The sequence below is a fragment of the Flavobacterium urumqiense genome (genome assembly GCF_900108015.1).
In the GTDB taxonomy this organism is placed as follows: Bacteria; Bacteroidota; Bacteroidia; order Flavobacteriales; family Flavobacteriaceae; genus Flavobacterium; species Flavobacterium urumqiense.
This window is the reverse complement of sequence record NZ_FNVP01000001.1, coordinates 130543-146573: the sequence shown is the minus strand read 5'-3', so window position 1 is coordinate 146573 and position 16031 is coordinate 130543. Positions and strand designations below refer to the sequence as shown.

The following is a 16031-nucleotide window of genomic DNA, read 5'->3' as shown; positions in this document are numbered from 1 at the left end:
AGTTTTCAACACTATCACGTTTTCGTAAACCAAAAAAAAACAGTGTTTGTCGGGCGTGACAAAATTTACATAAATTTAACATTCGAAGTAAAATTAAAAGTTAAAAACACAACAAAATTTCAAATTAATTTAAACAAAAAGTATGAAAACAATTTATAAAAAGTTGTTATTTTTATTACTGCTACTGCCTCTTAGTATTCTGGCTCAGAATACTGTAAATGGAACTGTTCTTGATCAAGTGTCAGGACAGCCAATTCCGGGAGTAAATGTAAATGTACAAGGCGCTACAAATGGTGTTTCTACAGATTTTGACGGAAAGTTTCAATTGTCTAATATAAAGAAAGGCGATAAGATTGTATTTTCTTTTATTGGTTATAAGGCTTCTGTAGTTACTTATGATTCTCAAAAATCAGTAATGGTTTCTTTAATAGAAGATGAAAATCAATTGAAAGAGGTCGTTATACAGGTAGGTTACGGTACCGTTAAGAAAAAAGATGCAACGGGCGCAGTAACAGTACTGACAGCTAAGGATTTTAATAAAGGACCGGTGAATTCTGCGGATCAAATGATTCAAGGTAAAGTAGCTGGTTTGCAAATCATTAATGGAGGTGGTTCTCCAGGTGAAAGTGCGACAATAAGAATTAGAAGTGGTTCCTCATTGTCTGCAGGAAATGATCCTTTATATGTTATTGATGGCGTTCCGGTTAATAACGGCGGAATAGAAGGTGGTAAAAATCCTTTATCTACTATCAATCAAAATAATATTGAGTCCATTACGGTATTGAAAGATGCTTCCGCGACTGCTATCTATGGATCTCGCGCTTCTAATGGGGTAATTATTATTACTACCAAAAAAGGAAAAGCAGGTGAAATTCAAGTAAGTTACAACGGGAATTTACAAGTTTCTGAAGTTACTAACAGAGTTGATGCTTTGTCTTCAACTCAATTTAAAGATTTTGTTACTGCTAATGGAACTCCAGCTCAAATAAAATTACTTGGCACTGCGGATACTAATTGGCAAAATGAAATTTACAGAACTGCTATTGGTACAGATCATAACATTGCTTTAAGCGGCGGTGTGGATAATGTAGTTTACAGAGCGTCTGTAGGATATACTAACTTGAATGGTATCTTAAAAAGAGATAACATGGAAAGAAGTACTCTTGGTGTTAGTGTTACAGGAAATTTCTTGGACAAACATTTAAAAATTGAAGTAAACAACAATACTTCTTTAATTAAAAGCAATTATAGTAACAGAGGAGCGATTGGTGCTGCGATTAGTTTTGATCCTACCCAATCGGTTAGAAATGCCGATGATACTTACTTCCAGTGGTATGCTTCACCTACGGAAATTAATCAATTAGCAGGAAGAAATCCATTGTCTTTGATTAACCAACAAAATAATTTTGGTAATTCATACAGAAGCATTGGAAACATCCAAACGGAATATAAAATGCATTTCTTGCCAGAATTGAAAGCGGTTGCTAACTTTGGTTACGACCAATTAACTGGTACTGGAAGTGGTGGAACTAATGCTGATTATCTGAACGGACTTAAGGGTTCAGGATATAGTAATACCTACAAGAATATTGAATCCAGAAAGAATAAAGTAATGGATTTGTATTTGAACTACAACAAGAAAGTAGATGCGATTAATACACAAATTGATGTGACTGGTGGATATACGTACCAAGATTTTCAAGACTCAAAGAACAAATCTAATTATAACTTTCAAAATGATGTTACAACGATAGAGTCATTTACTCCATCTCGTATTAACTTGCAATCCTTTTTTGCCAGAACTAATATCACTATTGCTGATAAATATATCTTGACTGCTTCTTACAGACGTGATGGAACTTCTAGATTCACGCCAGATTACAGATGGAGTAATTTTCCTGCTGTTGCAGTAGCATGGAAATTGAATGAAGAAAGTTTCTTGAAAGATGTAAGTAGTATTTCTACGTTAAAGCTTAGAGGAGGTTGGGGTATTACTGGACAGCAGAATATTGGGATTTATCCTTCTATTCCTTTGTACTTAGCTTCAAATACTACAGCGCAATATCAACTGGGTAATACTTTTTACACAACTTACAGACCGCAAAAGTACAACAGTAACCTGAAGTGGGAGCAAACTACGACTGTTAATGCTGGTCTTGATTATGGATTGTTCAACAATAGATTTACAGGTAGTGTTGACGTTTATAAAAGAACCACTAAAGATTTATTGCTGGAAACATATAATCCTTCTTTCTTTGGATTTTCAAATACAGACAATTATAATATTGGAAACATTGACAATAAAGGGATTGAATTGTTAGCGGAAGTTATTCCGGTTCGTACGGATAATTTAGAATGGAGAATAGGCGGTAACGTTACTTTTCAAGATTCTAAAATCACTAAGTTGACTACTACTCAACCAAATACTCCGGGTATTCCTGAAGGAGATATTGCTGGAGGAACAGGAAATAAAATCCAAAATCACCAAGTGGGGTATGCGCCAAATTCATTTTATGTATATGAGCAAGCCTATGGAGCAAACGGGAAACCACTTGATGGAGTTTTTGTTGACAGAAACAAAGATGGACTCATTACGGAACAAGATAAATACCGTTTCCACAAACCAGCAGCAGATGTTTTCTACGGTTTCAATACAAGCGTAACCTATAAAAACTTTGATATGGGTATGACTTGGAGAGGATCTTGGGGGAATTATATGTACAATAATGTAGATTCTAATTTTGGAACTTATAACAATGTACTATTAAGACAAACGGATTTATCTAATGGTGTTGCTAATCTTTTAGAAACAGGTTTTACTAAAACAGATGACTTTCAATTGCATTCTGATTATTACATCCAAGACGCTTCTTTTATAAGGTTAGACAATGTAAATGTTGGTTATACTTTTAATCAAAAGCCAAATTCAAGTTCATTAGTTAAATTGACATTATCAGCGCAAAATGTTCTGCTCATTACTAAATATAATGGTTTAGATCCAGAGATTTCGAATGGTATAGATAATAATTTATATCCTAGACCAATTACTTTCACGTTAGGTTTAAACGTTAATTTCTAATACAAATAACAAGAAAAATGAAAAAGACACAAATAAAATTATTGGGTATTTCATTGTTAATGATGGTATTTTTGTTTCCGTCATGTACTAATGATTTGATCCAATCTCCAGAAGCTGGTGACGCCATTGCGGTTGACCAATTTTTCAGCACACCGGAGTCGTATAAACAAAATCTTGCCAAATTATATGCTGGATTTGCAACTTCAGGACAATCAGGTCCTTCAGGAACAGCAGATATCTCTGGAATAGATGAGGGAGAAAGTCAATATGTGAGAGGATATTGGTTATTACAGGAATTAACCACTGATGAGGCAATTATTGCTTGGAATGACGGGACTATAAAAGATCTTCATTCACAAACATGGACTTCTTTGGACCGTTTTGTAACTGCTGTTTTTGCACGTTACTCTTTCCAAATCGTGAACTGTAATGAGTTTTTGAGACAAACTACTGACGAGAAATTAGCAGCTAGAGGAGTAGATGCTACTTTGAAAGCAGAAATCGCTATTTACAGAGCTGAAGCTCGTTTCTTGAGAGCGATGACGTATTGGCATTTAATTGATATGTTTGGTGGTGGTTCTTTAGTAACTGAAAATTCTCCAAGTACATTCTTTTACCCGGAATATGCTACAAGAGCAGAATTATACAAATTTGTTGATGAGGAGTTAACAGCGATTACCCCATTATTAAAAGCAGCAAAATCAAATGAGGCTTACAGAGTAGATCAAGCTGCAGCTTGGATGTTACAAGCAAAATTGTATATGAATGCAAAAGTATATACAGGTACAGATCATTATGCAGCAGCAGTTCCTTTAATTACAAAAATTACGGGTTCAGCTTATAAGTTGCATACAAATTACAATCAATTGTTTTTAGCTGACAATGATAAAAATGGAGCTCAAAACGAATTTATTTTTGCTATTGCATTTGATGGTCTTCGCACTCAAACGTATGGTGGAACTACTTTCTTGACTCACGCACCAGTTGGTGGTACTATGAATGCAGCTTCATTCGGAATCAACGGTGGTTGGGGTGGTATTAGAACTACTTCAGCATTTGTAGATAAGTTTTCTTCAAATACAGCGGACACACGTGGACAATTCTATACTGACGGACAAACTAAAGAAATCAAAAACGTTGGTAATTTCACCGACGGATATGCAATTCAAAAGTTTAGAAATGTAGATGTGAATGGTAAACAAGGTTCAGATAAAGGAGGTAACTTCTCTGATGCTGATTTTCCTATGTTCCGTTTAGCAGATGCTTATTTAATGTATGCTGAATGCGCAGTAAGAGGTGCAGGTGGTAGTATGACTACAGCAACTGATTATGTTAATGCTTTAAGAACAAGAGCTAAAGGAACAGCAGTAACTCAAGGGGATTTAAACTTAAATTTTATTCTTGACGAAAGAGCTAGAGAATTACACTGGGAAGGACATAGAAGAACGGATTTAATTCGTTTTGGTAAGTTTTCTGGAGGTAGTTATTTATGGCCTTGGAAAGGAAATGTTGCTGGAGGATCTCCAACACAGTCTTACAGAGATTTATTCCCAATTCCTGCGACAGCTTTGTCTTCAAATAGTAAATTACAACAAAACCCTGGATATTAATAATTTTAAAAATATATAAAAATGAAAAATATAACTAAATCAATAATTGCTTTATTTGCAGTAGTTGCTTTCTCTTGTACCGTACAAGATGTTCAAGACAGACCCGTTATCGAAGGAGTTGACTCTCCGGTATTAACAGCTCCAACTTCTGGTGCTGCTTATGTTCTATCACCAGTAAATGCTACTGCACAAGCAGAGCGTTTTACATGGAAATCTGCTAACTTTGGTGGTAGTGTAGAGGTTGTTTACAGTGTTGAAATCGACAAAAAAGGAAATGCTTTTAAAACACCAAAAGAATTAGCATCTAGAAAATCTGAAAACCAAGCGTCAGTTTCAGTTGAAATTATGAATGGTGCTGCATTAGCATTAAAAAGTACTCCTTTTACTCAAGCTGAATTTGAAGTTAGAGTTAAAGCAACCGTTGGAACTGTAGTAATGATTTCTAACGTAGTTGGAATCGTAATTACTCCTTATACAACTGAAAATCCTAAATTATGGGTTCCTGGTGGTTATGCAAAAGCATCTGGATATCCAAACAATTGGGATCCTGCTACCTCTCCGCAACTTTCTGCTTCTGCTTATGGCAAAGTAGATTTTGAAGGATATATTTATTTTGCTCCTTTTAAAGGAGTGAAAGAAGAGGATGAATATAAATTTACAAGTTTCCCAGAATGGAAAGGCGAGTATGCTGCTGGGACTGCACCGGGTACTATTGCTTTATCTGGACCAAATTTTAAAATTCCTGCTTCTGGTTATTACAAAATTGAAGTAGATACAGAGAAATTAACATACAAAGCTACTGCTACTTCATGGGCAGTTACAGGTTCAAGTACGCCAAACGGATGGCCTGATAATGGAGTTCAAGATCACAACATGACTTACAACCCAACGACTAAAGTTTGGACTGTTACTTTAAATTTGTCTGCTGCAGAAATAAAATTTAGAGCTAATGATGGTTGGGATTTAGCTTATGGTGATGATGGGGCAAATGGTTCATTAGAACCAGGAAATGCTGCAAATATCAAAGTTCCTTCTGCTGGAAATTATACCATAACATTAGATTTAAGTTCACCTAGAAATTACAAATATACGCTTACAAAAAATTAATATTTTTTTAAATTTGAAAGGGCTATCTGATGGATAGCCCTTTTTTTATAAAACCAAAAGCTATGAAAAAAACTATACTTTTAGTCCTGCTTTTCTTGTCGATATTCGCTTCGGCTCAGCAGCAAACGGTAGCGAATACTATTAGCCCAAATCCTTTTGAAGAGACAACAGCGATTACGATAACTATTAGCGGAAGTTCTGTAGATGAAGCTGCCTGGGGAATTTCTGATCATTCTTTGTATCTGTGGGCTTGGTCTTATGATACGAATGATGCCAACAGTTTAGATTGCCCAACAAATGGTTCATGGACAGCATCTAATGAAGCTAATAAATTAATCTACACCGCAGGTGCGGATATCTATAGAATTACATTTACCCCAAATGCTTTTTACAATAGAAATGGAATAGGTAAAATAGGTTTTCTTGTTAAAGCAAAGGATGGTACGGGCGACAAAAAATCACAGGATACCTATGCTGAAGTTGGAGCTTTTCAAGTAAACCTTACTTCCCCAGCTGAAAACAGCTCTGTAATTATAACTTCTGGCGGCAGTCAAAATATTTCAGCTAACAATACCAATGGAAACGCCAGCTATAACTTAAAAGTGAATGGTACAAGTATGAATACAAATCCAAGTACTTCAAGTTATACTTTTAATGATACTAATATAACTAGTAATAGAAATTATGTTTTGGAGGTAACGCAAGGAAGCGCTACTGTCACCAAAAAGTTTACAGTCATAGTAAATCCAGGAACCGTTAGCGCAGCAATGCCTACTGGTTTACTGGACGGAATCAATTATACTTCCGATGCTACAAAAGCTACTTTAGTTTTAGATGCTCCGTTAAAGGATTTCGTATACGTTGCAGGTAGTTTTAATAACTGGCAACCGGATGCGAGCTATGCCATGAAAAAAGATCCAACTTCAGGAAAGTTTTGGTTGGAATTAACCGGATTGATATCAGGTACCAATTATACTTATCAATATTGGGTAGTAGATGCAACTCCTATTGCAGGGACACCATCTTTGGTAAAGACAGCAGATCCGTATTCTACTTTGGTGCTATCGGCGGATGATGATCCTTACATTCCGGCGGTATCGTATCCAAATTTGCCGATATATCCTGCAGGTCAGCAGAGAGAAGTGACCGTTTTGCAAACGGGTCAGACGACTTATCCATGGACAACTGCAACGACTAATTTTGTAAAACCGGAAAAGGAAAAATTAGTAGTTTATGAACTGTTGGTAAGAGATTTTGATGCAGGTAGAAGTTACCAAAATGTAATTAACAGAATTGATTATTTCAAGAATTTGAAAATAAATGCCATTGAGTTATTACCTGTAATGGAATTTGAAGGAAACGAAAGTTGGGGTTACAACACTTCTTTTCACATGGCATTAGATAAGTTTTACGGTACTTCAAGCAAATTGAAAGAATTGATAGATGTATGTCATCAAAATGGAATTGCAGTAATTCTGGATGTAGCCTTGAATCATGCTTTTGATAGAAATCCAATGGTCAGAATGTGGATGAACGATCCTGATAATGACGGTTGGGGGTCACCATCAGCGGAGAATCCTTATTTTAATACGGTTGCAAAACACAGTTATAGTGTAGGTAACGATTTCAATCATACTTCTGCTTTGACAAAAAACTACGTAAAAAGAGTAGTTAAACAATGGATCGAAGAATATAAAATTGACGGTTTTCGTTGGGATTTAACTAAAGGTTTTACGCAAAATTGTACGGCTAATGACGAAAATTGCACTAATGCGTATCAAGCGGACAGAGTTGCCATCTTAAAAGATTATGCGGATTATTCCTGGAGTCTGGATCCGACACATCATACTATTTTTGAACATTTAGGAGGCGATACTGAGGAAAAAGAATGGGCAAATTATAGAATTGACGAAGCTCCTAGCAAAGGTATAATGATGTGGGGTAAAATGACTGATCCATACAATCAGTTGACGATGGGATATAATTCTAGCAATGATATCTCAAGAATGAATAGTGCCAGTCATGGATTTACCGCAAACAGATTGATGGGCTATGCTGAAAGTCACGATGAAGAGCGATTGATGTACAAAAATATCCAATATGGAAATAGTCTTGGGGGTTACAGTGTAAAAACTCCGGCAACGGCTTTGTCAAGAATGTCAGCTTTAGGAGCCGTTTCTTTATTAGTTCCTGGACCTAAAATGATTTGGCAATTTGGTGAATTAGGTTGGGATATTTCTATTTTTAGTTGCAATGACGGTACGGTGAACACTTCTTCGGATGGTATTTCCGGTGATTGTAAATTAGATAAAAAACCACAACCGCAATGGGATAATAATTGGTTAGGAGACGCAGGAAGAAATAAAATCTACACGGATTGGGCTAAAATGATTAGTATGAAAATAGCGGAACCTGTATTCTCTGGAACGGCAACTATAACAAGTGGAACTTCATTAACGCCTAATATTAAGATTACCAACAGCATTTTGGCGGGAACGCAACTTAAAGATGTGTTAGTATTAGCTAATTTTGATTTGACTACGAAAGATGTACCTACGGGTTTTCCTTACACAGGTACTTGGTACAACTTGATGGATAATTCTTCAATTACGGTCACTAATGTGAATGCTCCGATTAGTATTCCTGCAGGCGACTTTAGAATTTACGGCAATAAAGTAGCAAACTTAGCAATTGCTAATTATGAAAAAACCAATGCCATTCATTTGTATCCAAATCCAGCTTCAAGTTATTTTACTTTAAATACAAATACCGTTAAAGTACAAGTTTTCTCTACCACCGGACAATTGGTAAAAAGCTTTAATACGAATCATTTTAAAGATACTCCTTTTGCAATCAGTGATTTGAGCAAAGGACTTTATATTGTAAAAGTGCTGAATGATAATAATGAAACTGAAGTGCTGAAATTTATAAAAGAGTAATATTTACTATTAACATTAAGCAGGCTGTCTCTAAAAAGGGCAGCCTTTTTTTGTACAAAAAAACTGCTCCCTAAAGGAAGCAGTTTTCAACAAATTACCACAACTAAAAAAAAATTATACTTTTTCGTTTTTGATTTCCTCTACGATTTCAGGGTTTAATAAAGTGGAGATGTCACCAAAATTTGAATAATCCCCTTCCGCTATCTTACGCAAAATTCTACGCATGATTTTTCCGGAACGGGTTTTTGGTAAACCGGAAACAAACTGGATTTTATCGAGTTTTGCAATTGGTCCAATGTGATCAGATATGTGTTGGTTTATCTCTTTACTAAGATTTTCTCTATCACGATATTCTCCGGTTTCTTTTAAAATTACAAAACCATACAAGGCATTTCCTTTTATGTCATGAGGAAAACCTACAATGGCTGATTCCGCAACTGCCGGGTGCTCATTGATGGCATCTTCTATTGGTGCCGTTCCCAGGTTATGCCCTGAAACAATAACTACGTCATCTACACGACCCGTAATTCTATAATACCCAACTTCATCACGCAAAGCGCCGTCTCCTGTAAAATATTTGCCTGGAAAGGCAGAGAAATAAGTGTCTTTATATCGTTGATGATCGCCCCAAATGGTCCTTGCAATTCCCGGCCAAGGAAATTTAATACACAAACTACCCGTAACTTGATTTCCTTCGATTTCGTTGCGTCTTTCATCCATTAAAACAGGCTGAACTCCGGGTAATGGAAGCGAAGCGTAGGTAGGTTTCGTAGGGGTTACAAATGCAATTGGTGAAATCATAATTCCTCCGGTTTCGGTTTGCCACCACGTGTCAACTACTGGACATTTTTTATCTCCCACATGATTGTTGTACCAATGCCAAGCTTCTTCATTTATAGGCTCTCCTACGGAACCAAGGACTTTCAAAGAGGTTAATTGGTAGCGTTGTACGTATTCAATACTTTCTTTTGCCAAGGCTCTAATGGCGGTTGGAGCGGTATAAAACTGAGTTACTTTGTGCTTTTCAATTGTTTGCCAAAAGCGGCTGAAGTCAGGATAGGAGGGAACTCCTTCGAAAATTACAGTCGTGGCTCCGTTCAATAACGGGCCATAAAGAATGTAGGAATGTCCGGTAATCCAGCCAATATCAGCGGTACACCAGAAAATATCATTTTCTTCATAGCTAAAAACATTCTTGAAAGTATAAGCAGTATAAACCATATAACCAGCTGTAGTATGCACCATACCTTTTGGTTTTCCGGTCGAACCTGAAGTATAAAGGATAAACAGAGGGTCTTCGGCATCCATGATTTCGGCTACATTATTGTCTGATGCTTGGTCTAAAAGAGGTTGCAACCATTGGTCACGACCTTCTTTCATATTTACAGAAGTATCCGTTCTTTTGACCACTAATACGTTCGAAACTCCAGGACAACCGGTCAATGCATCGTCAATTATTCCTTTCAAATCAATCGTTTTATTACCACGATAACCACCATCGGAAGTAATGACCATTTTACAATCGCAGTCATTTATTCTTGCTGCAACAGCAGAGGAAGAAAATCCTGCAAAAACAACCGAATGGATCGCTCCGATTCTCGCGCACGCCAAAGTGGTAAAGGCTAATTCAGGAATCATTGGCAAATAGATACAAACACGATCTCCTTTTTTTACACCTTGCTCCCGTAATACGTTTGCCATTTTACAAACACGTTGGTGCAATTCATTATAGGAAATGTGTAATGCTTCTTCATTGGGGTCATTCGGTTCAAAAATGATGGCAGTTTTATCTCCTTTTTTAGCAAGATGCCTGTCAATACAGTTTTTAGTGATGTTTACTTTGGCATCAACAAACCATTTTATTTCGGCTTCAGCCATATTAAAATCGACAACTTTTTCCCATTGTTGGTACCACGTAAAATTTTCGGCAGCAATTTTGTCCCAGAATTTTTTAGGCTCACGAACTGATTTTTTATATTCTTTAAAGTATTCTTCTAGCGTGTTAATTTTATAGCGACTCATAGTTGTGATATTTTCTTATTTAGTATTATAAACTCCGATTTCATATTTTTTTAAAACAGTTACTATTTCACTAACGATGGATTCATCATCAATCGTTGAAGGGATTTGATAATTTTCTCCATCAGAAATACTTTGCATTAGTTTTCTCAAAGTTTTTCCGGAACGTGTTTTTGGCAGTCGTTCCACAATTACTACATTTCGCAGCGATGCTACAGCCCCAATTTGTTGGCGGACTAATTTTATAATTTCTTGCTCTAGTTGAAAATGTTCTATGCTTTCATCTAATTTAGTTACAACCAAAGCTAGAGGAATTTGTCCTTTTAACGCATCATTTATTCCAATTACGGCACACTCAGCAACCGAATGATGGGAAGCAACAATTTCTTCCATCTCGGCAGTGGAAAGACGATGTCCTGCAACATTAATCACATCATCCACTCTGCCGGTAATAAAAATATAATCGTCTTCGTCTTTAAATCCGCCATCACCGGAGAAATAATAACCCGGAAATTTTTTTAAATAACCTGCTTTAAATTGGGAATTGTCATTCCATAAATCCATTAAAGTTCCCGGAGGCAATGGTAATTTTAAGACTACGTAACCCTCTTCATTTGGACCTAATTCAGTGCCTTTTTCGTTAAATATTTTAATATCAAAGCCACAAACCGCTTTTCCTACTGATCCGGGTTTTATGGGTAAATATTCAACGCCCATCATATTGGCAATCATTGGCCAGCCTGATTCTGTTTGCCACCAATGGTCGATTGCAGGAACAGGAATGTGTTTTAAATACCATTCTAATGTTGCGACATCACAACGTTCGCCTGCCAGAAATTGTGTTTTCAAAGAACTCAAATCATATTTTTTAATGAAATCTCCGTTAGGATCTTCTTTTTTAATGGCACGAATCGCGGTAGGTGCTGTAAACATGGTATTGACTTTATGTTCCTCAATAATTCTCCAGAAGGTGCTGGCATCAGGAGTTTTAATTGGTTTTCCTTCAAAAATAATGGTGGTATTTCTATTGATTAATGGACCGTAAACAATAAAACTATGTCCAACAACCCAACCCACATCTGAAGCGGCCCAAAAAACCTCATTTTCTTTGACACCATAGATATATTGCATCGAAAATTTAAGCGCCACGGCATAACCACCGGTATCTCTCACAATTCCTTTTGGTTTTCCTGTTGTTCCAGAAGTGTGAAGTACATATAAAGGATGTGTTGCGTTTACTGGAACACAAGGCGTTTCTTCAGATCCGTAAACCAATGCGTCATAATCAACATCATATTTTTTAAACGGAACTCTTGCTCCTAGTTTTCTGTTGAAAACGATCACTTTTTTTGGTCTGTGTGAAGCCAACTCAATTGCTTCGTCTACTAATGGCTTGTATGCGATTAATCGGTCGATTTCAATTCCTGAAGAGGCAGTTATGATAGCTCTGGGTTTGCAATCATCGATTCGAATAGCTAATTCATGTGGTGCAAAACCGCCAAAAACTACCGAATGTGTTACGCCAATTCTGGCGCAGGCAAGCATTGCAAAAGCCGCTTGCGGAATCATTGGCATATATATGATTGCTGTGTTACCTTTCTTTAAACCAAGTGAAAGCATTCCTCCCGCGAGTTTCGCTACTTCGGTTTTTACTTCAAAAAAAGTATATTTTTTTACCGTTTGTGTTACCGGTGAATCATAAGTAAGGGCAATTTGATCTCCGTAACCATCTTGAATATGTTTGTCTAATGCCAAATAGCAGATGTTTAATTCTCCATCTTTGTACCAAACCGGATATCCATTTTCATCTTTTGATATAATAGTTTCTGGTTTGTTATACCATTCTATCTCCATCGCTTGTTTTTTCCAGAAAGTTTCAGGTTGATTAATGCTGTCAGTGTAAAAATCTTTATAGTTCATTTTGTTGTTTGTTGTTTATAATTTGAAAAAGCCCTGCATCACTGCAAAAACCAAATAGTTTAAATCAATCCCTGTACCTGCTCTACCAATTTTTTGACTGAAAAAGGCTTGAGAACATATAAATTTGCGCCTAAGGAAAGTCCTTTTTCAATATCTTTTTCTTTGTTTTTTGCCGTTAGGAAAATGATTTTGCAATGTTCTAGTCGTTCGTCTTTTTTTATTTGTTCCAATGTTGCGTAACCGTCAACCATTGGCATCATCACATCCAGAATGATTACGTCCGGAAGTTGGTTCTTCAGAATTTCTAAGGCTTCTTGTCCGTCGCGTGCAATAAAAACTTCAAAATTGTTCTTTTTGAATGTGTATTCAAGTGACATAACAATATTTGGTTCGTCATCTACAATTAAAATTTTTTTCATTTTTTAATGATTTTCAGTAGTATTATAATTGGGTAGAGTAAAAATAAATGTCGCTCCATTTACCTCGGTATTATCCGCCCAAATCTTTCCTTTATGATGTTCTATAATCTGTTTGCAAATGGCTAATCCCAAACCGCTTCCTATTGGTTTTTTTACATTTTGATTTCGGGATTGATAAAATTTATCAAAAATGGCTTCAAAATCTTCTTCCTTAATTCCTTTACCATTATTATGGATGCGGACTTCAACAACATCTTTTTTCTCTGATATTCTGATGTTGATTTTTCCGTCTGTTTCGGAGCTGAACTTTATTGCATTTGATAACAAATTGTATATGACCTGAATGATTCGTTCTTCATCATAAAATGCTTTTATTTCTTTAGAAGCTTTATCGAACTCAATCCTTATTTTTTTGTTTTTAATCAATTGATTCAGTGAAAGGACTGTTTTTTCAACAGTTTTAGAAATGTTATTTTTCGAAAGATATATTTTTTGTTTTCCCGTTTCGAATTTTTCTAAATCCAGAATTTTATCTATAAGGCGATTCAATCGATCCGATTCGGAAATGATATTCTGCAAGAACTGTTTTCTTAATTCCTCTGGAATATCGTCATCGTCATGAAGGATTTCACTTGCGGCACGAATCGCGGTTATTGGCGTTCGCAACTCATGCGTAACCGTATCTAGAAATTCGTCTTTTTGAATGTCTTTGTTTACCAATTCCTGATTCGCATTTTTTAGTTGAGTGGATATTTTTTTTAATTCATTGGAAGTGTCCGTTAGTTTCTTGTTGATAATAATATTCTCTTTAGATTCTTCGAGAATTCGCAATACTTCAGTCAGGCTAATTTTATCTTCTTTTACGACACTTGATATTAATATTTTGGCGGAAGCCGTACCAATATGTCCTGTCAATAAATTCTCCGCGAACTTTATAAATCGGGCATCGGCAGTGGTGATGTTTTTATCAATGTTGTATTTTAAATTGAAAATGGTCATGGCCCTTTTTGTTCTTTCTTCGCCAAGAAATCGCTGCAAAACTTTTTGAATATCAGAAATATAAGCGGTTCCTTTCCAAACAAATACATCTTCATGATTGGTGATATACTTGTCAATATCCACAAACATTTCGGCATAATTGCGTTCTCTGTAATTCCCTTTGAAACTTACAGAGATTGCAGCATAACAGATAACATTAAAAAACAAACTCCAAAAAACTGCATGAGGAATAGGTTCTAAGTAATCCAATCCAAAAAGTTGAAACGGTTTTAACAATGTAATTCCCCATGGGCCTTCCTGAATAAATAGGCTGGAAGATTTTGTAATTCCAATGGCGTAAGGAATCAATAACGTATAAAAGCAAATTAAAAAGCCAATAATGATTCCTGTTATAGCTCCTTTTTTTGAACCTCTTCTCCAGAATAATGCACCAAAAAAAGAAGGGGCTAATTGTCCGATAACTACAAATGAAACCAAGCCGATGGAAACCAAAGAGTAATCTAAAACGAAAATTCGGTAGATGGCATACGCCAAAATAATTAGTGAAAAAATGCCTATTTTGCGGCTGTTTACAATTCGTTTACTATTTTTTTTCTGTGAAGAATTTTCTAATGAACCAATAAAGCCATAAGGAATCAATAGATTATTGCTTAACATGGTCGCCAATGCAATCGATGAAACTATAATCATGGATATAGCAGCTGAAAAGCCGCCAAGAAATACTAAAACGGTCAGGAAATTGTTGTTGAAAAATTGAGGAATCAACAAGGAATAAGTGTCTGAATTTAGTCCTTTTCCCTGAAAAAGTATATTTCCTCCCCAGGCAATTGGAAAAACAAAAATATTAAAAAGTAACAAGTACAACGGAAAAAGCCACATGGCTGTTCGAATATGGGTTTCTTTATTGTTTTCAACAATTGCCGTGTGAAATTGTCTTGGCAACAGAAAAATTGCAAACATGGACAGCAGGCAAAGGAAAAACCAATTTATTCCACTCGTTAAGTCACCGATGGAATTCTTTTTTTCAAAATCTTCAAGAACAGCTGCTTTAGTGTAAATGTCCCCAAAACCATCATAAACAAAATAGGTTACATAAATCCCGATGATTAAAAAGAAAACTAATTTCAAAATCGATTCCATTGCGACTGCCGTAACAATTCCGCGTCTTTTTTCGGAAGCATCAACGTATTTTGTTCCGTAATAAGAAGCAAATAAAGCCAAGGCGAGACAAACATATGTTGTGGTATCGGTAAAAATATTATCACTTGACTGTGTTTTGGTAACAATGTGGAAGGTATCTGAAATCGATTTTAACTGTAAAGAAATGTACGGAACAATTCCAAAAACACAGATCATAGTAACCAATGCACCAAGAAATCTACTGTTTCCATATCGTAAAGAAATAAAATCGGCAATGCTGGAGATTTTATTTACTCTCGAAATTCGGATTATTTTCTTGAGGATAACCATCCAAGTGGGGATAATTATTATTGGACCTAAATAAATAGGCAAGTAGCTTAAACCAGATTCTGCAGCAACACCAATGCTTCCATAATAAGTCCATGCGGTGCAATAAACCGCTAAGGAAAAAGAATAGATATAGGGATTGTTCGTCCATTTTGAATGGCTTCTTTTTTCAGCCCAATAGGCGATGTAAAAAAGAATGGACACATAAAGTGCTAAAATCAGTAAAAGTCCTATGCTACTCATAATATTTTTTTATGATTAGGAAGGTGATGGCAATTGAAAATAACCACGCCGAAAAAATATAGATGTACACGATTGGAAAGCCAAAAAGCGGTTTAGAACTGTCAAATAAAAGCAAAAGCGGTATGTTCAACGCTAATAGCATTAGCATGGAAAGTATAACTAACTTTTGTTCGTGTCTTTTTTTCATTTGAAGATAATATTACTTTTCAGCGGAAAATGGTATCGTCAT

Annotated in this window: 8 protein-coding genes; 4 read left to right on the top strand and 4 right to left on the bottom strand. The window is 35.9% G+C overall.

Features of this window, described 5'->3' with window-relative positions; genetic code table 11:
• Window positions 1-142 precede the first annotated feature (142 nt).
• The 4 genes from C4S35_RS00620 (at window position 143) to C4S35_RS00605 (ending at window position 8735) form a co-directional block, all read left to right on the top strand.
• A complete protein-coding gene (locus tag C4S35_RS00620; protein ID WP_103998317.1) occupies window positions 143-3079 on the top strand; it encodes a SusC/RagA family TonB-linked outer membrane protein in 2937 nt (978 codons plus the stop codon).
• Between the two features lie 17 nt (window positions 3080-3096).
• Window positions 3097-4689, top strand: coding sequence for a RagB/SusD family nutrient uptake outer membrane protein (locus tag C4S35_RS00615; RefSeq protein ID WP_103998316.1), 1593 nt, complete (start codon window positions 3097-3099; stop codon window positions 4687-4689).
• A 21-nt stretch (window positions 4690-4710) separates the two neighbouring features.
• Window positions 4711-5796: a SusE domain-containing protein gene (locus C4S35_RS00610; protein ID WP_103998315.1), complete on the top strand. Its 1086-nt coding sequence runs from the start codon at window positions 4711-4713 to the stop codon at window positions 5794-5796.
• 62 nt (window positions 5797-5858) lie between these two features.
• Complete coding sequence (locus C4S35_RS00605) at window positions 5859-8735, top strand: alpha-amylase family glycosyl hydrolase (RefSeq protein WP_103998764.1); 2877 nt, start codon at window positions 5859-5861, stop codon at window positions 8733-8735.
• 114 nt (window positions 8736-8849) lie between these two features.
• Here the strand turns inward: C4S35_RS00605 and acs are convergent, their stop codons facing one another.
• The 4 genes from acs to C4S35_RS00585 are packed head-to-tail and all read right to left on the bottom strand — an operon-like array spanning window position 8850 to window position 15802.
• Window positions 8850-10757 (bottom strand): acetate--CoA ligase, encoded by a 1908-nt coding sequence (gene acs, locus C4S35_RS00600; RefSeq protein ID WP_103998314.1) that lies wholly within the window; start codon window positions 10755-10757, stop codon window positions 8850-8852.
• 15 nt (window positions 10758-10772) lie between these two features.
• Window positions 10773-12674 (bottom strand): AMP-binding protein, encoded by a 1902-nt coding sequence (locus C4S35_RS00595; protein ID WP_103998313.1) that lies wholly within the window; start codon window positions 12672-12674, stop codon window positions 10773-10775.
• A 59-nt stretch (window positions 12675-12733) separates the two neighbouring features.
• Window positions 12734-13093: a response regulator transcription factor gene (locus C4S35_RS00590; protein WP_103998312.1), complete on the bottom strand. Its 360-nt coding sequence runs from the start codon at window positions 13091-13093 to the stop codon at window positions 12734-12736.
• Window positions 13094-13096: 3 nt separating this feature from the next.
• Window positions 13097-15802 (bottom strand): sensor histidine kinase, encoded by a 2706-nt coding sequence (locus tag C4S35_RS00585; protein WP_103998311.1) that lies wholly within the window; start codon window positions 15800-15802, stop codon window positions 13097-13099.
• Window positions 15803-16031 lie beyond the last annotated feature (229 nt).